Below are 20,834 nucleotides of genomic sequence, written 5' to 3' on the forward strand. Positions count from 1 at the left end.
GCGACCGGATCCGGGTACCCGGGCGCACCTCCGCGTCAGAGCACCGTGAGCTCGGGCAGAAAGCAGTCCACCTTCACATCGACGCAGACGACGTCTCCGGAAGCCGAGCGGCCCACCCAGACGGGGAAGAGGCCGTCGGCGACCGTGTAGAAGGCGACCAGATCGGCGCCGGTGTCCTCGTCGGTCGTCCGCAGAAGGTAGCCGGGGTCGTCGAGATCCTCTCCGGCGTCCGGGTCGTCGTCGACCATCGCGCGCTCGAAGAGCCGCACCAGCGGCTCCCAGGCCCCTGCATCGGCGAAGCAGCCCGTGGCGCCGTCCGTGCCGAAGCCGTACGCCTCGCCCTCGCCGAGCAGCCGTATGTCGTCGCCCGGGCCGACGGCCATCTCCCAGGACACCGGGGCGGCGTCGCTCACCCGCAGCCGGACCGCGGGGGTCTCCACGCGGCCCCGCACCGTGACGCGCGCCGTTTCGAGCAGGTACTCGCCCGGCGGTATGGCGACCGTGATGTCAGGCTCGTCGAGGAAGTCGAGGCTGGGCTCCGCGACGGCCAGCCAGCCGCTGGGCACGCGGAGCTTCCCGCACTCCCGGGGCTCCAGGACGGTGCTCTCCATCCCGTCGGGATCGTCGGGATCGGCCAACCGCGCACCGGCGAGGAACAGCGCGCCCAGCGGACCGGGGTGCGCGGGCCGAGGCGGCCGCCACGCCCCGGTCGCGCCACCTGCCACACCGCCGACCGCGCCGTCGGCCGCACCATCAGCCGCGTCACCTGCCGCACCACCCGGCGCGCCGGCGTCCACACCACCGGGCGCGCCACCGGGCGCGCCACCAGCCGGACCACCAGCCGCACCACCACGTATGCCTGCACCGCTCCGGGCCGTCCCGTCACCCCCGCCCGGCCCTTCGCCGACGGCACCGGACACGTCCGCATCCCCGCCGGGCACGTCCGCACCCCCGCCGGGCGCCTGCGCGTCCTGGAACGTCACTCCCTCCCCCAGCCCCTGCCCCTCCATGGAGAGCAGCGGCCAGCCGCCGAAGGGGGGCCGGTCCAGCCACCGCTGGCCGCCGGGCAGTTCGGGGGCGGTGTCGATCCGGTCGCCGCGGTCCCCCCGGGGCTCCCAGGAGGACGTGCCCTTCCCGTCCGGGGACAGCCGCAGCGTCCTGCGGGGGCACTCGGGGTCGAACTCGGGCATGCCGGAGGAGGTGTACAGCCAGTTCCTGGACTCGCGGTGGAACAGCCGGTCGCCGTCCAGGAGCCGCAGGTCGATGCTCTGCGTACGGCGGCCCAGCTCGTCGTACCCCCACACGCCCACGTAGTGGTCCCGCCACGCGACCAGCCGTACCTCGACCGGAGCGGCCCTCCCGGGCCGCCGGTACACCACCACATAGGGCAGCCCGGCCGAGTCCCGGGCCACCGCGCCCTCCCGCGTCAGCGGCCGCAGCACCGAACGCGCCGCAAGATCCCACCCCTCCCCGTACGACACCGCCACCATCGACCCCACCCCGGCCACCTGCGCCCTCCCCCTCGATCGGCATCCACCAGCCACGTACAGGCAACGTAACCCCACCCACTGACAACGGGCCCGCCTCACCAGGCAAGCCCCCCGGGGGCTCCTGGAACGTCCCCGTGGAACCGTCCCGCCCCATGGTCGCCATGCGCACGACGATCTCCGCGCTCTCCTCGGCCGGCCGCGGTGTGCGACTCACGCCCGGGGCGTCTCCACGCTGCGCGGTCGATCAGTTGTCGCGGAGCCTTGTGGTCGATCACCGACCGGTCGTCTTGCCACCGAAAACAATGGTGGGCAACTCCAGCGCGTGCGCGCATATGCAGGGACCCGCGTCGCCCTCACAGTCCTTGTCGAGGCCCGTGAAGGTGAGTTCAGGCGTTTCGGAGACTCGCCTTACACGTCAGGCGATGGCGCGGAGATGGCGATCGGGTTCTTCCCCGGGGAACTGGTCGGTCAGCAAGGAGCTGCCGCCGGCCCAGGGCCCCTGAGGAGTCCCTGGGCCGGCGCTCACCTGGACCTACTCCGCCAACGGCAGGTACACCCTGTTCCCCGCCGCGGCAAACTCCCGCGACTTCTGGAGCATCCCTTCCGTGATCTCCTCTTCGGTGGCGCCTTCGACCGCATCGCCGCCGAAGCGTGATGTGATGGTTTTGCTGATTTTCATCGAGCAGAACTTCGGCCCGCACATGGAGCAGAAGTGCGCCGTCTTCGCCGGCTCGGCCGGGAGTGTCTCGTCGTGGAACTCGCGGGCCGTGTCGGGGTCGAGGGCCAGGTTGAACTGGTCCTCCCAGCGGAACTCGAACCGGGCGTCGGAGAGTGCGTCGTCCCAGTCCTGGGCGCCGGGGTGGCCCTTGGCGAGGTCCGCCGCGTGGGCGGCGATCTTGTAGGTGATCACGCCGGTCTTGACGTCCTCGCGGTTGGGCAGGCCCAGGTGCTCCTTCGGCGTGACGTAGCAGAGCATGGCCGTGCCCCACCAGCCGATCATCGCCGCGCCGATGCCCGAGGTGATGTGGTCGTAGGCGGGTGCGATGTCGGTGGTCAGCGGGCCGAGCGTGTAGAACGGGGCCTCCTCGCAGATCTCCTGCTGGAGGTCGATGTTCTCCTTGATCTTGTGCATCGGGACGTGTCCCGGGCCCTCGATCATCGTCTGCACGTCATGCCGCTTGGCGATCCTGTTGAGCTCGCCCAGGGTCTCCAGCTCCGCGAACTGCGCCCGGTCGTTGGCGTCCGCGATGGAGCCGGGCCGCAGGCCGTCGCCGAGCGAGTACGTCACGTCGTAGGCCGCCAGGATCTCGCAGAGTTCCTCGAAGTGCTCGTAGAGGAAGCTCTCCTTGTGGTGCGCGAGGCACCACGCGGCCATGATGGAGCCGCCGCGCGAGACGATGCCGGTCTTGCGGTTCGCGGTCAGCGGCACATACGACAGGCGCACGCCCGCGTGCACCGTCATATAGTCCACGCCCTGTTCGGCCTGCTCGATGACGGTGTCCTTGTAGATCTCCCAGGTGAGTTCCTCCGCCTTGCCGTCGACCTTCTCCAGCGCCTGGTAGAGCGGGACGGTGCCGATGGGGACGGGTGAGTTGCGCAGCACCCACTCACGGGTGGTGTGGATGTTGCGGCCGGTGGAGAGATCCATGACCGTGTCCGCGCCCCAGCGGGTCGCCCAGGTCATCTTCTCCACCTCCTCCTCGATGGAGGAGGTCACCGCGGAGTTGCCGATGTTGGCGTTGACCTTCACCAGGAACCGCTTGCCGATGATCATCGGCTCGGACTCCGGATGGTTGATGTTCGCGGGCAGCACCGCGCGGCCCGCCGCGATCTCCTCGCGCACCACCTCGGGGCTCATGTTCTCCCGGACGGCCACGTACTCCATCTCCGGGGTGATCTCGCCCCGGCGCGCGTACGCGAGCTGGGTGACCGCGACGCCCGGCCGGCCCCTGAGCGGCCTGCGCGGCCGGCCCGGGAAGACCGCGTCGAGATTGCGCAGCCCACCGCGCGGCGTGGTGTGCTTGATGCCGTCGTCCTCGGGGCGGACCGGACGGCCCGCGTACTCCTCGGTGTCCCCGCGCGCCGTGATCCAGTTCTCCCGCAGCGGCGGCAGACCCCGGCGGACGTCGGTCTCGACGGCCGGATCGGTGTACGGGCCCGAGGTGTCGTACAGCGTGACCGACTCTCCGTTGGTGAGGTGCACCACACGGACCGGTACGCGCAGATCGGGGTGCGACCCCTCTGGACCCGGCAGATACGCCTTGTGCCAGCCGACGGGCTTTCCGTTCTCCTGGTCAGGAGACGGGGAAGACGTGGTCGGGGTGGCGGCAGGCGTGTGTGCATCCTGACTGGTCATAAGACCTACTCCCTACGCCGGCATTACCCGGTAACAGGTTCGGCGGTCGACGCAGCCACTCCACGACGACGGGACCTGGATCCGTAGATGCGTACATTCGTACGCATACAGCACATGTCCCGTGTGTGAGATTCAGCGCCCTCTCAGCCCGGTGCTCCGAGCTCCCGCGTGTGCAAAGGTGCATCCACGCTAGCGTCATGCCGGGCACGCTGAACAGAGGGCCCACGCCCACGAGCGAGTACTTGCGAAGATCGGTCGGTGACCAGCATGCAGCCGTCTCCCCCGCCGCCGCCGGGGCGTAAGCCCCGTCCAGGACCCGGCGGCCACCCCGGCCCCGGGTCGGAACCCGCAGGTCAGGGGCATGGCCGCGACGGGTACGAGGGGTATGAGGGATACCCGGGTTACGGCCGCTACGAGGGGTCGGGCGGGTATGAGGAGCCCGGCGGGTACGAGGGGTCGCGCGGATACGAGGGATCGGGCGGGTACGACGACCGGGGCGGGGGCGGACGTTCGTACGGGCGTGATCCGTACGACACGGATGCCACGCAGGTTCCGAGAGACCCGTACGACACGGGTGTCAGGCAGGTCCCGAGAGACCCCTACGACACAGGCCCCTCGCGCATCCCGTACGACACGGGCGCCACGCAGGTACCGGGCACCCCCTACGACACGGGCGCCCTGCCCGTCCCGGACCCCGCACCCGGCCCGGGTGCCCCGGGTGCCCCACACGCCACTCGCACCGGCCCACACACCACACGCACCCCGCAGGGTCACCCGCCGGCCGCCCATGACCACTCCGGCGACCACTCCCGCATCGCCTCGCCGGACGCCCACGGCCATGGGCACACCCACAGTCATGGCCCCGCCGCCCCCGTCTCCCGCCACCTGCGCAAGGTGATCGCAGCCATCCTGATCCCCTTCACCGTGGCGGTCGCGGTCGGCATGGTGGCGCTCTGGCCGGGCGGGGCGCCACCGCACAAGCGGACCGGCGTCGGCTTCGACCGGCAGACCCAGCAGGCGGTGGTGGCCCGCGTCGACAAGGTGAGCTGTGCGTCTGTGAACGCCTCCGGGGAGTCGCCCACGGGGGACACCTCGACCGCCGAGGGCAGCTCCGCCCAGCAGGAGAAGAACGGAACCTGCGGGAAGGCGACGGTCCGGGTCACCACGGGCAAGGACACCGGACGCACCTTCACGGAGATCGTCCAGCCGGACGCGCCGCGCCAGCTTCACCAGGGGGAGAAGGTGGTGGTGGCGTATGCGCCCGACGCGCCGAAGGACCTCCAGTACTCGGTCGCCGATGTCGACAGGAAGTTCCCGATGGCGCTGCTCGCCGGGATCTTCGCGCTGGCGGTGGTCGTGGTGGGCCGGCTGCGGGGCGTCACGGCGCTGGTCGCGCTGGCCGTCAGCTTCCTGGTGCTCAACCAGTTCGTCCTGCCGGCGATCCTTCAGGGGGCGAACCCGCTGCTGGTGGCCGTGGTCGGCGCAAGCGCGATCATGTTGATAGCGCTCTACATGTGCCACGGTCTGACCGCGCGCACGTCCGTCGCCGTCCTCGGCACGCTGGTGTCCCTGCTGCTCATCGGGGTGCTCGGCTCGCTCTTCATCGGGTGGTCCGCGCTGACGGGCAACACCGACGACAACACGGGGCTGATCCACGGCCTGTATCCGTCGATCGACATGAGCGGCCTGCTGCTGGCGGGCGTGATCATCGGCTCGCTGGGCGTGCTCGACGACGTGACGGTCACGCAGACCTCCGCGGTGTGGGAGCTGCACCAGGCGGATCCCACGATGGGCTGGCGGGGGCTGTACCGGGCGGGCATCAGGATCGGGCGCGACCACATCGCCTCGGTCGTCAACACGCTGGTGCTGGCCTACGCGGGCGCGGCCCTGCCGCTGCTGCTGCTCTTCTCGATCGCGCGGAGCGGGGTGGCCCAGGTCGCCAACAGCGAGCTGGTGGCCGAGGAGATCGTCCGGACGCTGGTGGGGTCGATCGGTCTTGTGGCGTCGGTGCCGGTGACGACCGCGCTGGCCGCGCTGGTGGTCTCCGCCGACCGGACCGACTCGGGGGCGGAGGCGGCCGTGGGCGCGGGCACCGGAACGTCCACCGGGCGGGTGCCGGGGCCCGGGGTGCCCGCGGACGGCGTACCGGCGGCGGGCGACGACCGTCCCGGGCGGGGCGGGCGGGGCCACCGGCGCAGGCACAACCGGTGAACCGGAGAGGACCGGAGAGCCGGAGGGGCCGGCGTCCCCCGAGGGGCTGGCGGGCCCGGGTCACCACCCGCCGTGCGAGGACTTGTTCGACATGAACTTCCGGACCACGTACAGGAGCGCGCCCACGACCGCGACGAAGATGAGCACCTTGAAGAGCAGCCCTATCAGGAACGAGAGGATGCCGACGATCAGCCCGCCGAACACGAAGAGGGCGATGACCGGCACCACGACCCACTTGAGCCACCAGGGCACGCCCGCGAAGATTCCACGCACCGCCATCGTCCTTACCGTCCTTAGCTCTCCGGCCGGCACGGCCCCGGTCTCTCCGGGAACCGCTCGGCCCGGTGCTCGCGCACCGACGCTGTTCGTGCCTTCGATGCTAAGCGGCCCGGAGGCATAACGGGCGTCTCCGCGGCCCTTGTCCTTCCCTGACCCGTCCCCTAGGGAATCCGGGGCTCCGCCTCCGCCGGGAGCGGGACGCCGGCTCCGTAGCCCGGTCCCGGTACCGGCTCCGTAGCCCGGTGCCGGAGCCGGCGCCGTACACGCCACGCCGCCACCAGCGCGAAACCGCAGGTCAGGCACCCTCCGGCGGGGAGAACACCACCAGGACCCGCAGGTCCTCGCTGATGTGGTGGAACTTGTGCGGCACCCCGGCTGGGACGTGGACCACACTGCCGCGGGCGACCTGGGTGGTCTCCGCGCCGACGGTGAGGGAGGCGCGGCCGCTCACCACGAAGTAGATCTCGTCCTGCCGGTGCGGCTGCTGTGGGTCCTGGGCACCCGCGTCGAGGGCGTAGAGCCCGGCGGACATGTTCCTGGAGCGCAGGAACTGCAGGTACGCCCCGTTGTTCGCGGCACGCTCCGCGTCCAGCTCGTCCAGTCGGAATTCCTGCATCGCCCCGTCCGCCCCTCGTCCGCCGCGTGAGGCGCCCTTGCGCCCCCGTGGCCCTGCTCACGATCCGTCCCAGCTGGTCTGCCGCGTCTGCCACGATCAGACACATGAAGAATTTCCTAGTCAAGACGATCGCCAACGCGGCGGCCCTCGCCGTGGCGGTGTGGGTGCTCGACAAGATCACCCTCAGCGGGGGAAGCACCGGTGGCAAGGCGCTCACGCTGATCATCGTCGCGCTGATCTTCGGCCTGGTGAACGTCGTGGTCAAGCCGATCGTCAAGGTACTCACGTTCCCGTTGTTCATACTCACCCTGGGCTTGATCACTCTCGTGGTCAACGCCCTGATGCTGCTGCTGACCTCTTGGGTCGCGGGCACGCTGGACGTGAGCTTCCACGTCGAGGGCTTCTGGACGGCGGTGCTGGGCGGCCTGATCGTCTCGGTCGTCTCCTGGGCGCTGCACCTCGTCCTGCCCGACGAGGACTGAGGGCGGACGATGACGACGTCGGGGACATCTCAGACAGCACGGCCATCGGACCCCACCCCGCGCCCGTACCGGGTGTGCTTCGTGTGCAGCGGCAACATCTGCCGGTCGCCCATGGCCGAGTCCGTCTTCCGCACCCGGATCGACGAGGCGGGGCTCACCGGGCTCGTCGAGGTGGACAGTGGGGGCACCGGCGGCTGGCACGAGGGGGACAGCGCGGACCCGCGCACCGTCTCCGTGCTGACGGCCGCGGGATACGAGAGCGATCACATCGCACGGCAGTTCCATGCGTCCTGGTTCGCCCGGCTGGACCTGGTGATCGCCCTGGACTCCGGTCACCTGCGCGAACTGCGGGCCCTCGCGCCGACCGGGGCGGACGCCCGCAAGGTGCGGCTACTGCGCTCGTACGACCCCGCCGCCGGTGACGATCTGGACGTGCCCGACCCTTATTACGGGGGTATCGACGGTTTCGACGACTGCCTGGAGATGGTGGAGGCGGCCTGTGAGGGTCTGCTCCCCGCCGTCGCCGAGGCGGTGGAGGGCAGGGCGGCATGACGCACGCGCGCGTGGGCGACGACAACGAGCGGCACGGCTCCGGGCGGGCCGGCGCGGACGGCACCGGCGGCGCGAACGGTTCGGTGGGCGGCGCGAACGGCTCGGGCGGACAGGGCGACGCGCACGGTACCGGTGGCCCCGGCGCTCCGGAGCCGGCCGCGGGCGACGGCACACGGCTGGTGCGGGCGGGGCTGCCGGCCCCCGAGAAGTACGAGCCCGCGCTCCCCGGCCCGGTGTTCGCGGCCCACTACCACCTGCCGGGCGAGCCCACCGGCCCGTACACGTACGGGCGGGACGAGAACCCCACCTGGACGCGCCTGGAGCAGGCCATCGGCGAGCTGGAGGCACCACGGGTTCCGGCGGAGGCGGGCGCCGTGCAGGCGGGCACCGCGGAGGCGGGCACCGTGCAGGCGGGCACCGTGCAGGCGGGCGCCGCGGAGGCGGGCGGAGCCGGCGCGCCCGCCGGGGCGGGCGTCGAGACACTGGTGTTCGCGTCCGGGATGGCCGCCACCTCCGCGGTGCTCTTCTCGCAGCTGCGCGCGGGCGACGCGGTGGTCCTGCCGAGCGACGGCTACCAGGCGCTGCCCCTGATCGCCGAGCAGCTCACCGCGTACGGCATCGAGGTGCGCACGGCGCCGACCGGCGGCGACGCCCAGCTCGGCGTGCTGGAAGGGGCCCGACTGCTCTGGCTGGAGACGCCCTCGAACCCGGGTCTCGACGTGTGCGACATCCGGCGCCTCGTGGCGGCGGCGCACGCGGGCGGGGCGCTGGTCGCCGTCGACAACACCCTCGCCACGCCGCTCGGCCAGCGCCCGCTGGAGCTGGGCGCCGACTTCTCGGTGGCCAGCGGCACCAAACAGCTCACCGGCCACGGTGATGTGCTGCTCGGCTACGTGGCCGGCCGCGACGCCGGGCTGATGGCCGCGGTACGGCGCTGGCGCAAGATCGCGGGAGCCGTCCAGGGGCCGATGGAGACCTGGCTGGCGCACCGGTCGCTCGCCACGCTCCAGCTCCGGGCGGAGCGGCAGAACGCCAACGCCCTCGCGCTCGCCGAGGCCCTTGCCGGACGGCCCGACGTGACGGGGCTGCGCTACCCGGGACTGCCCGGCGATCCCGCGCACAAGGTGGCCGCCGGGCAGATGCGGCGCTTCGGGTGCGTGCTGTCGTTCACGCTGCCCACGCGCGCGCGTGCCGAACGGTTCCTGGCCGGGCTGCGCCTGGTCGACGACGCGACGAGCTTCGGCGGGGTGCGCTCCACCGCCGAGCGCCGCGGACGCTGGGGCGGCGACGCCGTACCGGAGGGCTTCATCCGGTTCTCCGCGGGCGCGGAGGACACCGCCGACCTGGTACGGGACGTCCTGCGGGCGCTGGACGCCGCAGCGGGCTGACCCGGTCCGGCGGGGGCCGGGTACCTCGGGGGAGCGGTCCGGCGGCGCCTCGGGAAAGCCGTCCGCCGGGGCCTTGGGGAAGCGTGGGGCCATGGGGAAGCATGGGGTCCGAGGAGCCGTCGAACCGCCGTCCGGGGCGGTTCGACGGCCCGCCGCCAACCGCCAGGAGAACCCATGGAGCACGACGACTCAGCGGACCCGGTCGAGCACGGGGAAGCGGGGGAACGCGACGCCGCGCCGCCGGCGCCCGGTACTCCCCGGATCGACACCGGCAAGGCGCACTCCGCGCGTGTCTACAACCACATCCTCGGCGGCAAGGACAATTATCCCGTCGACGTGGCCGCGGCCGACGCCCTGCTGGCGGCCTGGCCCAAGCTCGCCACCAGCATGCGGATCAACCGCGACACGATGCGGCGGATGGCCCGCTGGCTGGCGGCCGAGGCCGGCATCCGCCAGTTCCTCGACATCGGCACGGGCCTGCCGGCCGCGCCCAACCTGCACGAGGTGGTGCAGGAGGTGGCCCCGGAGAGCCATGTCGTCTACGTCGACAACGACCCGATCGTGCTGGCACACGCCCGCGCCCTGCTCACCAGCAGCCCCGAGGGGCGCACGGCCTACATCGACGCCGACATGCGCTCCCCCGAGCAGGTGCTGCACGCCCCCGAGCTCCGCCGCACGCTGGACCTCAGCCGTCCCGTCGGCGTCACCGTGATCGCGATGCTGCAGTTCGTCGAGGACGCGGAGGGCCTGGTGCGGAAGCTGACCGCCGCGCTGCCGTCCGGCAGCTACCTGGCGCTGACCACGGCCACCGCCGACCTCACCCCGGACGAGGTGACCGCCATGGCGGAGGAGTACACCCGGCGCGACGTGCCGATGTTCCTGCGCACCCGGAGCGAGGTCGAGGGGCTCTTCACCGGCCTGGAGATGGTCGACCCGGGCGTGGTGCCCATGAACCGCTGGAAACCCGAGCCCGGCAACGTGGCGCCCGACGAGGACGTCAACATGTACGCCGGCGTGGGGCGGGTCCGCTAGACGCGCACCCCCTGGGCCGCTAGACGCGCACCCCCTGGGACCGTGCCCGCCGGGGCAGGGGCGCCAAGCGCGGACGGGGCGGGGCCCGGGCCGGCCGGCACGGCTGTGGGCGCTGAGCCGTCCGGCGTCCACGCGACGGGCGTCACGGCGGCGTGCGGCACCGGGGCGTGCGGCACCGCGGAGGGCGCGGGCGCTGGGGAGAGCGCGGGCGTGCGGCAGCGCCTCGTTCCGCACACCGGAGGCCACCTCGTGGATGCCGAGCCCTCCGGAGCGGCGCCGCGTCATCACCGCGTACACCCCGAGTGAGCCGAGCAGCAGCACCGTGAGCAGGGTCTGGGCGGGGTGGAGGGCCACCAGGTAGAGCGCGTCACCGGTGCCCGCCTCCCGGGCCCTGTCCAGCACCCTGGGCAGGGACGGGTCGTACAGAAGGGCGGTGGGGAGCGCCGCGCCGGACGCCAGCAGGGGCAGGGTGACCACGCCGAGGACCAGCGCGCGCACGGCCAGCCGCCAGGGTGCGGGCCGGTCGCCGTCGGCCGTCACCAGCCTGAGCAGCAGCAGCCGCTTGCCGGGCGTCGCCCCGGTCAGCCAGGGCAGCAGCACGAACCACAGCGTGAACACCACGAGCGGCACCCGCAGCACGTTCTCCGCCCCGCCGCGACCGTCGTACGCCATGGCCAGCACACCGAACGCGGTCGCGCACGCGACCCCGAGCAGGTCCACCACCAGGGCGGTGAGCCGCCGGCCGAAGGCCACGGGGCGACGGGCCAGGACACGCTCGTCCAGCGTCTCCATCGTGGGCAGCAGGCGCGTCGGAGGTCCGGCGAGGAGCCAGCCGACGACCGCCCCCGCGGTGTTGATCAGCAGGTCGTCCACGTCGAAGAGGCGGTACGGGCAGGGGTAGACGCCCCAGAGGGCGGTGCCCTGGGTGAGCTCGAAGAACAGTGAGGCGCCGAAGCCGGCCGCCGCGGCGGCCCCTATCCCGCGGCGGACGTGGTAGCGCAGGAAGACGCCCAGCGGCAGCAGCATGACCAGGTTGAAGACCGCTCCCGCGACCGCCGGGTTGTGCAGCACCAGCGCGTCCAGCGTGACCTTGTGGTGCGCTTCCTTCCATATGTCACCGAAGGTGTTGCCCGGGACCCACTGGGGGTGGGCGACGGGCGCGAACGTCCGGCACATCCCGGGCGTCCGCCTGGGCAGCGGTACGACGGTCAGACAGACGGCGGTGACCGCGTAGTAGAGGAAGCCGCACAGGGACAGCGCACGCCACCGGCACAGCACGCCGTGCCGCCGGTAGAGGACGACGGCCGTCGGCAGGAACAGCACCAGGGCCAGCAGCGGGAAGAGAGCGGCGGCCGTCTTGATCGGCAGTACGTACGCGGCTGTCATGAGAGTGACTATACATGAGGTGTATACATGGAGTGTATAGAGGCGGGTTGGGGAGTCGCGGGACCGATCGCGGGCCGCGAGGGCCGCGTGAGGGGGTTGTCCGAGGGTCGCGGTGAGGAGTCGTCGAGGGCCGTGTGAGGGGGCGTCCGAGGGCCGTGTGAGGGGCGTCCGAGGGGCGTGTGAGGGGGCGTCCGAGGGCCGTCCGACAGCGCGTCAGGTGCCGGGTGAGCCACCGGGGGCCGCGGGGGAACCGTCGTGCCCGTCGTGCCCGTCGGGTGGCGGCGCGGAGAGGGGACGGGTGAGGGCGAGGGCGGCGGCGTCCAGGGGTGGCGTCTCGGGGGCCGGGCCGGCGGGGCCGAGGAGAGTGGCGACGGCGGCCCGCGGCCACACCAGGCGGGTCATCGGCCGGGAGAGGGTGAAGGCGTCGTAGAGGGCGGCCGCCGCGGCGGGGCGGTCGCCGGCTGCGGCCATCAGCCGGTCCACATAGCGTTGCAGGAGGCGCGCGGAAGCGGTGGGCGGTGCGCCGATGGCGTTCGGGTAGAGGACGTCCTGCGTGGTGGCCATCGACCAGGCGCCCTCCGTGGTGCGTGCGACGGCCCGCTGGATGCGGCGCGCCGTCCCGGGCCGCCGGCCGTGGCGGGCCAGTCCCTGGTGGAGGGCGACGGCGCCCTGGGCGGCGACGGACATGCCGTGGCCGTAGATCGGATTGAAACTGGCGAGCGCGTCACCGAGGACGACGAAGCCGTCCGGCCACCGCGGCAGCCGCTCGAAGCAGCGGCGCCGGTTGGCGGTGCTGTGCGAGCCGTGCACCGGGCCCTCGGGCTCCGCGTGGGCGATGAGGTCGCCGACGACGGGGTGGCGCACACCGCGTGCGAAGTCCACGAACCCCGAGGCGTCGGTGGGCGGTTCGCCGCCCCGGGTGCCGGAGAGGGTGACCAGCCAGCGGCGGTTCTCGATGGGGACCAGGGTGGCGGTCCGGCCGGGCCTCGGCACCCGCGGGTCGGCCTGCACATTGACGAGCGGAAAGTCGGCCGGGGCGGCCGGGGGAGCCCTGAAGATCCTGGTCGCATAGGCGAGGCCGGAGTCGACGGTCACCTCCGGTGCGCCCGGCAGCCCGAGCCCGGTCAGCCACCGCCCGGCCTGCGAGCCCCGTCCGGTGGCGTCTACGACGAAGTCGGCCGCGAGCTCCGTCTCCCGGCCGCTCTCCTCGTCGCGCACGAGCACGCCGGTGACACGGGCGGCGCCGCCCAGCAGGCCGACGGCCCGGCCGGGCGGGGCCAGGGTGATCCGGTCGTGGGCGAGGACGTCGGTGCGGAGCACCCAGTCGAGGAGGTCCCTGCTGCAGGCCACGAGGTACTGCATCGACGGCCAGCGGCGGGCCCAGCCATGAGCGGACATCAGGACCAGTTCGTCGGGGACGCCGACCCTCCTCGCGCCGGCCGCGAGCCACCGTTCGGTGATGCCCGGCAGCAGCGACTCGGCGGCCCGGGCGCCGCCCGACCACATCAGATGGGCGTGCCTCGCCTGGGGCACGCCCTTGCGCGCGTCGGGGCCGTCGGGAAGGGGGTGGCGTTCCACGACGGTGACCCGGTCCAGGTGGCGGACCAGGGCGGCCGCGGCCAGCATTCCCGCCAGTCCGCCGCCGAGCACGACGGCGTGCGTGCGCGTACCCGCGCTGTGGGTTCCTTGCGCCATGCCAGCAGGCTGGGAGCCGGCCGGGGGCGGGTCAAGCGGCATGTCGTCTCTCTGTGTGGGTGGTGGCGGTTTCGGCCACGAGCGGTTCGGCCGCGGGGGTCTCGGCCACGGGCGGTTCGGGGGCGCGGGGGTGCTTCCGGACGGGGGCTTCCGGGACGGGGGGCTTCCGGGACGGGGAGCTTCCGGGACGGAGCCTGGCAAGGAAAGGCGGTCCCCGGACATGCCCGGATCCCGGGACGTGCCCCCGGATCCCGGGACGTGCCCGGTGCGCGGAAGTCGGCGTACGGAAGCCGGCGTGCGGGACCGGAGCGTAAACGGACCGCAGGGAACCGGAGCACGTCGAACCGCGGCGCACACGCCCCAGCGCCGACGGACGCCCCGACATCGGCTCGCGCCCAGCACCGCAGGACCACTCAGCGCCCTGGGAAGGCCTCGGCACCGGGGAACCGCACCCCGCGCCGGAGGACGCGCCTCAGCGCCGGGACATATACAGCTGGAACGCCCGGTACAGGAGGCGGTTGAGGGGGTAGTCCCACTCGCCGAGGTACTCCACGGCCTGTCCGCCGGTGCCGACCTTGAAGCGGAGCAGGCCGGCCAGGTGGTCGTCCTCGTCCAGGGTGTCGGTGATACCGCGCAGGTCGTAGACGGCGGCGCCGCGCTCGTGCGCGTCCGACAGCATCCGCCACTGGATGGCGTTGTTCGGCTGGACCTCGCGCTTACGGGCGGTGGAGGCCCCGTACGAGTACCAGACGTGCTCGCCGACGGTCAGCATGGTGGCCGCCGCCAGCAGATCCCCCTCGTGGTGGGCGAGGTAGAGCCGCATCCGGCCCGGGTCCTCGGCGGTCAGCGCCGTCCACATGCGCTGGAAGTACGCCGCCGGGCGCGGGACGAACCCGTCGCGCGCGGCGGTCTCCACATACAGCTCGTAGAACGCCGGCAGGTCGTCCCGGTCGCCCTGCACCACCTTGACCCCGGCCTTCTCGGCCTTCTTGATGTTGCGGCGCCACTGCTGGTTCATGCCCTGCCGGACCTCGTCCAGGGTCCGGCCGGCCAGCGGCAGTTGGAACACATGGCGGGGCTGCCCCGCGCTGAAGCCGTTCGCGTCGCCGGCCCCCGTGTCCCGCCAGCCCGTCGCGCGCAGCCGGTCGGCGACGGCCGCCGCGGCCGGGTCGTGGGCGGTGGGCTTCGCGTCGGAGAGCCGCTTGGCGCCCGGATCGGCCAGCGCGGCCTTGACCGTCTCCGCGTCCCAGCGCCGGGTGACGACGGGCGGGCCCATCCGCACGGCGAACGCACCCCGTGACCGGAGGTGGGCGAGCAGCGGATCGAGCCAGCGGTCCAGGCCGGGCGCGGACCAGTCGATGAGCGGCCCCTCGGGCAGGTAGGCGAGGGAGCGCCCGATGCCGGGCAGCGGGCGGAAGAGGACCAGCCCCGCACCGAGGAGCCGACCGTCGTCGTCCAGCCATCCCAGGCTCTCCGCCCGCCAGTCCGGCTTCACACCGGCCCAGGACGGGAGTTGCAGATGGCTCGCCGAGGGCCGGGACCTGACGAAGGCCAGGTGCTGCTCACGAGTGATGGGTGTCAGACGAAGGCCCATGCGGCACGCACTCCTCCGGTCGGCGCACCGCCAGCGTATGAGCTGCCGGCGCTCAGCGCACCGCAAGCCTATGGAGCCCCGCGGGCGTGCGTTCCGGCCCGGCCCCGGGCGTACTCCACCCGGGCGACCGAACGCACCCGGTCGGCCCGCCCCGGGCCCGCGCCGCACCCGACCCTGCCCTCACCCTCGCCTCAGCCTCCGCCCCCGCCCTCACTCCGACAGCCGCACCGCACCCATCACCCGGATCCGGACCGCAGTCTCCTCCCTCCGGCCGCATCCCCGGCCCCCGTCGTCCCCGGTCCCCCGGACGGCGGGGCGAGACGCGTCGAACGGCCCGAGCCTCCCCCCTCGTGGCTCGGGCCGTGTGTCCCCCTGGGTCTCCGCGCGGAGAACCGTATAAAACAGGCTAGTTGACTCTCTGTCAGTGTCCAATCACCCTACTGGCAGAGGGCTATCGACTTATTTATCGTTCCGCGGTTCATGGTGGGGAGGGTGGGTTTCGATATGGATCTGGCCCTGTTGCGCACCTTTGTGGCGGTGCACCGGGCCGGTTCCCTCACCCGGGCCGCCGCGCTGCTGGGGCTCTCTCAGCCGGCGGTGACCGCGCAGATCCAGGCGCTGGAACGGCAACTGGGGCGTCCGCTCTTCCTGCGGCAGGCGCGCGGGGTCACGCCCACCTCCATCGGCGACGAGCTTGCCCACAAGGCGGCGCCGCACCTGGACGCGCTGATGGAGATCGCGGAGAGCGGACTCGACGACGCGGGGCCGCTGCGTACCCTCCATCTCAACGGCCCTCCGGAGTTTGTCGCGGAGCGGGCCCTGCCTGCCCTGACGGCGCTGCCCGAGGACGGATACCGGATGGCGCTGCGTGCGTCGTTCGGGCATGCCGACGAGTCACTGGAGGGGCTTGCCGCCGGTCGGTACGACCTGGTCATCAGCACGGCCCGCCCCCGGGGAGCGCTGCTCACGGCGACGGCGCTCTGCGACGAGGAGCACGTTCTGGTCGCGGCCCCCCGCTGGGCGGCCCGCATCCCTCCGGGCACTCTCCGGATGAAGGGTGCCCTTGCGATCGAGGACATGCCGGTGGTGGAGGTCCATGAGTCCCTGCCGCTGGTCAGCCGGTACTGGGCCGAGGTCTTCGACTGCCTGCCCGCCGCCTCCGGCACCGTGATCGTGCCGGACCTGCGGGCCGTGCTCAGTTGTGTGATCTCCGGCGCCGGTCTAGCCGTCCTGCCTCGCTATCTCTGTGCCGCCGCACTGGAGCGCGGCGAGGTGGTGGCGCTGCTGAACCCGCCGGTGCCGCCACTGCGCACCTACTTCCTTGTGGTCCGCACCGGCACCCTTGCACTGCCCCCCATCAACCGGGCACACGAGTGGCTGCTCCGGGCCGCGCTTGACTGGGACTGACCCGCGGCCGGACCGCTCTGGAGCCGCGACCGGTCCGCTCCGGGATGTTTCACGTGGAACATGCCGGGCCACATTCCTCCCATGACCGTCCGACCCGTGGTCAAACGCACCGCACGCGCCATCCTGCTCGACGGCGATGATCTGGTCCTGATCAAGCGGACCAAACCCGGAGTCGACCCGTACTGGGTGACCCCCGGCGGCGGGGTGGAGCCCGGAGACGCCACCGTGATCGATGCCCTCCACCGCGAGGTGGACGAGGAACTCGGCGCCAAGATCTTCGATGTGGTGCCCTGCTTTGTCGACACCGTGGAGCACATCGGCGAGGACGGCGGCGCCACCGGGGTCAAGGTGCAGCACTTCTTCGTCTGCCGTCTGGAGTCCATGAACGCCGCCCTGCGGCATGGCCCGGAGGTCGACGCTCCCTGCGGGGAGTATGAGATCGTCCATGTGCCCTTCACCCGGGTCGGCATCGCCTCCGTCCACCTGGTCCCGCTCTCGCTGCGGCACTACCTCGACGGCAATATCGAGGGGGTACGGGCGCTGCACGCGCCTGACCTGGGGTAAGGGGCGCGGGCGGCTGAGCCATGGGGGCGATGAAGGTCTCGGACACAACGGGCCTACGCCGACGCTAGTACGTCCGGTTACTCCCTCCGTCAGACGCCGGGCGGGGCTCCCGCCCGGCACCGTGGCGGACATGAGACTCCAACGCCGGCCCCGCCGGGCCCTCCTCGTCGTCCACACCGTCTCCTCCGTCGGCTGGCTCGGACTCACGCTCGGGCTGCTGGCGCTCGGCGTGACCGCGGCCACCTCGGGCTCCCCCGAGGTCGCGGAGGCGTCGTACCGCTCGATGAAGGTGTTCGCCGACTGGCTGAACATCCCGATAGCCCTGCTGAGCCTGGCGTCGGGCGTGGTGCTCTCGCTCGGCACTCCCTGGGGGCTGGCGCGGCACCGCTGGGTCTACACCAAGTTCTGGATGACCCTCGCCGCCACCGGGCTGACGATCTTCGCCCTCCGGCCGGAGATCACCGGAGCCGCTCAGCAGGCGATCGCGGGCCAGCCGGTCACCAAGGCGTCGGACCTCGTCGTCGCCCCCTCGGTCGCCCTGGCCACCTATGGCTTTATGACGGCGATCTCGGTGCTGAAGCCCTGGGGGCTGACCAAGCGTGGCCGAAAGCTGAGGTCCCGTGCCCACAAACCGGTGGACGTCACGGTGCTGCGTCCGACAGCCTGACCTGCGTGTCGACACCTTCCCTCACCGCACTCCCCATCCGCCGTCTGACCCTCCGCGATCTTCAGGCCTGCGCGGATCTGTCCGAAGACCGCGGCTGGCCCCGTGAAGAGCACAAGTGGGGCCTCCTCCTCACCGCCGGCACCGGCTACGGCATCGACGACCCGCGCGGCGGCCTGGTCAGCGCCTGTGTCCTCACCTCCTACGGTCCCCCGGACACCCCCGGCCTCGGCGCGGTCGGCATGATGCTGGTCGCCGAACGGCATGCCCGGCAGGGAGTCGGGCGCAGGATGATGCGGCATATCGTCGACACCGCGAGCGGCACACCCCTCACCCTCTACGCCACGCCCCAGGGACGTCCGCTCTACGAGGAGCTGGGCTTCAAGGCCATCGGGCAGGCCCCGACGCTGAGGGGGCGCTTCGTGCCGGACGGGACTCCTACGCTCGGCACCCGCCCCGCGGTGGCCGAGGACCTGCCCGCCATCCTCCGTCTCGACAACGCGGTCTTCGGCACCGACCGCACCCATATGATCACCCGCCTGCCCGCCTTCGCCGACCAGCTCCGGGTCGCCGAATCCGACGGCGAGATCACCGGATACGCGGCGGCCTGGCCGAACGTGACCACCCAGGTCGTGGGCCCGCTGGTCGCCCGGGACCTCGGGACCGCACAGGCCCTGATCGCCTCTCTGGCCGCCGGCACGGACCTGCCCCTGCGAACCAATGTCGACAGCCGCCACGAGAAGCTGGTGGCCTGGCTCAAGGAGCGGGGCCTCACCTCGAACAGCACCGACACCGTGATGACTCTCGGCATCCCGGACCTCCCCGGTGACTGGACCCGGAACTTCGCGCCGCTGACCGTGGCCACGGGCTGACCGAGCCCCCGAGGCTCGCCCCCGCAGGGAGCCGCCCACCGCGACTGCCCCGACCCGCCCCGGGCTCGCCCCCGTGCCCCGGCTACGGTGAGCCGGGGCACGTATGCTCGGCAAACATGGGAGAACTCGACATACGACCGGCCGCCGTGGAGGACATCCCGGCCATCGTGGAGATGCTGGCCGATGATCCGCTGGGGGCCACCCGGGAATCGCCGGACGACCTGGCGCCCTACACCGCGGCGTTCGAGCGGCTGGCCGGCGACCCGAACCAGCACCTGGTCGTCGCGGTGCGGGAGGGCCGCGTGGTGGGCACCCTCCAGCTCACCGTCATTCCCGGCCTGTCCCGGCGGGGCGCCACCCGCTCCATCATCGAGGGAGTGCGGATCCACGCGGAGGAGCGCGGCAGCGGCCTGGGCAGCCGCCTGATCACCTGGGCCGTCGACGAGTCACGGCGCCAGGGCTGCCACCTGGTCCAGCTCACCTCGGACATGACCCGTACCGACGCCCACCGCTTCTACGAGAGGTTGGGGTTCACCGCCACACACCTCGGGTTCAAGCTGGCGCTGTGACCGGGGCGATGGGGACGGAGCGGTGGTTGGCGGGTGTTTCACGTGAAACACCCGCCAGCGTTCACCGCCACCGCCCCCGTCGCCCGCACTCCCCGCCGCCCCCACTCCCCGTCACCACCGAGGCCGTCGCTATCGCCGAGGCCGTGCCCTCGCCGTCGCCCTAACCGCCCTCGCCCTCGCCAAGGCCAACGCGTCGGCTACGCCGGGAGCGGCCGCCATCCGTCCGGGTCCACCCCGCCCGGCACCGGGGCGCCCTCGTCGTAGGGCTGGCGGGTGAAGACGAACGACCCCAGGTCGAGGTGGCTCACCGAGCCATCGGGCCGGCGCACTGCACGGAGGACCTCCCCGGCGTGGTAACCGCTGAGGCCGGTCCAGGTGCCGTCGGCGTTGGCCCGGAACCGGGCCGCCCGTCCACTCGCTCCCAGCGGGCCGAGTTCCAGCGCTCCCCCGGCGGTCAGCCGCAGGGCATGGGCCTGGGTGCCCCAGTACCAGGGCCCTGCGAGTTCCAGGACGGCCGGGTCCACCTCGGTGAGCGGCCGCCAGGGTTCCGGGATCGGCGGCTCGGCCTCGGCGACGATCCGCACCAGGTCGCCGGCCAGGGCACTGGCGGCCGGGCCCGAGGTGCAGTTGGTGAGGACGACGGCACCGAGCCGCTCCTCCACACTGACCATCAGGCCGGCCAGGAACCCGGGCAGCGAGCCGGAGTGCCCCACGAGGACCCGTCCATCCCGGGCCTGGATCTGCATGCCGAGGCCATAGGCGTACCCGGCCGACACATCGGCGGTCTCGGCGGGCGCCGAGGGAGTCCGCATCTCGCGCAGGGACTCGGCGCCGAGCACCCGGTCGTCGCCCTCCATGAGGAAGAGGCCGAACAGTGCCAGGTCGCCGGCCGTGGACCACAGTTGCCCTGCGGGCGCCATCAGGCCCAGATCCTCCACGGGCTCGGGCAGCATCACATCCGCCCAGGGATGCACGGCCCAGCCTCCGGCGTGCGGGGGCCTCGGCTCACGGCTTGTGCGGCGCAGGCCCAGCGGTTCCAGCACCTCACGGCGCAGCGCCTCCTCCCAGGGGGCGCCCCGTAGCTTCTCGACGAGGGCGCCCAGCAGCGTGTAGCCGGGATTGGAGTAGTGGTGCCTGCGGCCCGTCGGATGTCGGAACGGTGCCTCTCCGAGGACGTCACCGAGGGTGGGCCGCAGGGAACTAGGGCTCCGTTCCCACCAGGGCGCCGGCCCTTCGGCGGACAGGCCGCCGGTGTGGGCGAGGAGTTCGGCGATGGTGACGTCCCCCGCCCCCGTGCCAGGGAGGTGCTTCTCCAGCGGGTCACCGAGGTCCAGCAGGCCCTCGTCGCGCAGCCGCATCACCAGGACGGCCGTGAACGTCTTGGTGATCGAGCCGACCCGGTACTGCACCTGCCCGTCGGGCGCATGGCCGGGCACGCATGACCGCGCGCCGTGCCAGACGGTCTCGCCCTCGCGGAACACCGCGGCCACCACGGAGGGCGTCCGGCCCTCGCGCTGGGCGGTGGCGAGCCGCTGGAGCAGTGCACGGGAGGTGGCGGGCAGCAGCGCGGCGGTGCCGGGCGGGGGTTCGGCGGAAGTGGGTGTCGTCATGGGGCCAGTCCATCGCCGGGACGGGCCGGGCGTCGAGCGGATTTCCTGGTGCCGGCTCCCCTGGCGG

The 20,834-nt window shown here is 72.6% G+C and carries 18 protein-coding genes and 1 pseudogene; 10 read left to right on the forward strand and 9 right to left on the reverse strand.

Translation table 11 applies throughout. The features are described 5' to 3' along the window. Positions 1-35: 35 nt before the first annotated feature. Entirely contained in the window at positions 36-1,508 is a 1,473-nt protein-coding gene (locus ACSMXW_RS17255) for a DUF4241 domain-containing protein (protein ID WP_485807510.1), read from the reverse strand. Between the two features lie 514 nt (positions 1,509-2,022). After that, entirely contained in the window at positions 2,023-3,846 is a 1,824-nt protein-coding gene (gene thiC / locus ACSMXW_RS17260) for a phosphomethylpyrimidine synthase ThiC (RefSeq protein ID WP_485807512.1), read from the reverse strand. A gap of 678 nt (positions 3,847-4,524) precedes the next feature. On the opposite strand from thiC, the gene ACSMXW_RS17265 reads away from it, so the two are divergent. Then, entirely contained in the window at positions 4,525-6,057 is a 1,533-nt protein-coding gene (locus tag ACSMXW_RS17265; RefSeq protein WP_485808103.1) for a YibE/F family protein, read from the forward strand. A 60-nt stretch (positions 6,058-6,117) separates the two neighbouring features. On the opposite strand, the gene ACSMXW_RS17270 is transcribed toward ACSMXW_RS17265, so the two are convergent. Then, positions 6,118-6,330: a DUF5326 family protein gene (locus ACSMXW_RS17270; RefSeq protein WP_485808105.1), complete on the reverse strand. Its 213-nt coding sequence runs from the start codon at positions 6,328-6,330 to the stop codon at positions 6,118-6,120. A 301-nt stretch (positions 6,331-6,631) separates the two neighbouring features. Next, complete coding sequence (locus ACSMXW_RS17275) at positions 6,632-6,952, reverse strand: cupin domain-containing protein (protein WP_485807514.1); 321 nt, start codon at positions 6,950-6,952, stop codon at positions 6,632-6,634. 104 nt (positions 6,953-7,056) lie between these two features. Between ACSMXW_RS17275 and ACSMXW_RS17280 the strand changes: the two genes are divergently transcribed. Further along, a complete protein-coding gene (locus ACSMXW_RS17280) occupies positions 7,057-7,434 on the forward strand; it encodes a phage holin family protein (protein ID WP_485807515.1) in 378 nt (125 codons plus the stop codon). A gap of 9 nt (positions 7,435-7,443) precedes the next feature. Then, positions 7,444-7,986: a low molecular weight protein-tyrosine-phosphatase gene (locus ACSMXW_RS17285; RefSeq protein ID WP_485807516.1), complete on the forward strand. Its 543-nt coding sequence runs from the start codon at positions 7,444-7,446 to the stop codon at positions 7,984-7,986. Here the strand turns inward: ACSMXW_RS17285 and ACSMXW_RS17290 are convergent. Continuing rightward, on the reverse strand, positions 7,881-8,519 hold the full coding sequence (locus ACSMXW_RS17290; protein WP_485808107.1) for a pentapeptide repeat-containing protein: 639 nt from the start codon (positions 8,517-8,519) through the stop codon (positions 7,881-7,883). The genes ACSMXW_RS17285 and ACSMXW_RS17290 overlap by 106 nt on opposite strands. Between ACSMXW_RS17290 and ACSMXW_RS17295 the strand changes: the two genes are divergently transcribed. Together ACSMXW_RS17295 and ACSMXW_RS17300 are read left to right on the forward strand one after the other, a co-directional pair. Next, complete coding sequence (locus ACSMXW_RS17295) at positions 8,406-9,374, forward strand: cystathionine gamma-lyase (protein WP_485808108.1); 969 nt, start codon at positions 8,406-8,408, stop codon at positions 9,372-9,374. The two genes, ACSMXW_RS17290 and ACSMXW_RS17295, sit on opposite strands and share 114 nt — an antisense overlap. 174 nt (positions 9,375-9,548) lie before the next feature. Then, positions 9,549-10,406, forward strand: a complete 858-nt coding sequence (locus tag ACSMXW_RS17300; protein ID WP_485807518.1) for an SAM-dependent methyltransferase — start codon at positions 9,549-9,551, stop codon at positions 10,404-10,406. A gap of 495 nt (positions 10,407-10,901) precedes the next feature. Here the strand turns inward: ACSMXW_RS17300 and ACSMXW_RS17305 are convergent. From ACSMXW_RS17305 to ACSMXW_RS17315, 3 genes and pseudogenes are all read right to left on the reverse strand, one after another. Then, positions 10,902-11,792: pseudogene (locus ACSMXW_RS17305) on the reverse strand (VanZ family protein); the annotation flags it as partial. A gap of 213 nt (positions 11,793-12,005) precedes the next feature. Next, positions 12,006-13,487 (reverse strand): FAD-dependent oxidoreductase, encoded by a 1,482-nt coding sequence (locus tag ACSMXW_RS17310; protein ID WP_485807520.1) that lies wholly within the window; start codon positions 13,485-13,487, stop codon positions 12,006-12,008. Positions 13,488-13,959: 472 nt separating this feature from the next. Beyond that, the gene (locus ACSMXW_RS17315; RefSeq protein WP_485807522.1) at positions 13,960-15,081 is read right to left on the reverse strand and encodes a lipid II:glycine glycyltransferase FemX; all 1,122 of its coding nucleotides are present in this window, start codon (positions 15,079-15,081) and stop codon (positions 13,960-13,962) included. Between the two features lie 504 nt (positions 15,082-15,585). On the opposite strand from ACSMXW_RS17315, the gene ACSMXW_RS17320 reads away from it, so the two are divergent. From ACSMXW_RS17320 to ACSMXW_RS17340, 5 genes are all read left to right on the forward strand, one after another. Then, the gene (locus ACSMXW_RS17320) at positions 15,586-16,488 is read left to right on the forward strand and encodes a LysR family transcriptional regulator (protein WP_485807523.1); all 903 of its coding nucleotides are present in this window, start codon (positions 15,586-15,588) and stop codon (positions 16,486-16,488) included. Positions 16,489-16,569: 81 nt separating this feature from the next. After that, positions 16,570-17,052, forward strand: a complete 483-nt coding sequence (locus ACSMXW_RS17325; protein WP_485807524.1) for an NUDIX domain-containing protein — start codon at positions 16,570-16,572, stop codon at positions 17,050-17,052. A gap of 130 nt (positions 17,053-17,182) precedes the next feature. Continuing rightward, complete coding sequence (locus tag ACSMXW_RS17330) at positions 17,183-17,719, forward strand: DUF2269 domain-containing protein (RefSeq protein WP_485807525.1); 537 nt, start codon at positions 17,183-17,185, stop codon at positions 17,717-17,719. A gap of 5 nt (positions 17,720-17,724) precedes the next feature. Further along, positions 17,725-18,588, forward strand: a complete 864-nt coding sequence (locus tag ACSMXW_RS17335; protein WP_485807526.1) for a GNAT family N-acetyltransferase — start codon at positions 17,725-17,727, stop codon at positions 18,586-18,588. 116 nt (positions 18,589-18,704) lie between these two features. Beyond that, positions 18,705-19,157: a GNAT family N-acetyltransferase gene (locus ACSMXW_RS17340; RefSeq protein ID WP_485807528.1), complete on the forward strand. Its 453-nt coding sequence runs from the start codon at positions 18,705-18,707 to the stop codon at positions 19,155-19,157. 197 nt (positions 19,158-19,354) lie between these two features. On the opposite strand, the gene ACSMXW_RS17345 is transcribed toward ACSMXW_RS17340, so the two are convergent. Then, the gene (locus tag ACSMXW_RS17345) at positions 19,355-20,767 is read right to left on the reverse strand and encodes a serine hydrolase domain-containing protein (protein ID WP_485807530.1); all 1,413 of its coding nucleotides are present in this window, start codon (positions 20,765-20,767) and stop codon (positions 19,355-19,357) included. Positions 20,768-20,834 lie beyond the last annotated feature (67 nt).

The organism is Streptomyces sp. DSM 116793, assembly GCF_057320905.1.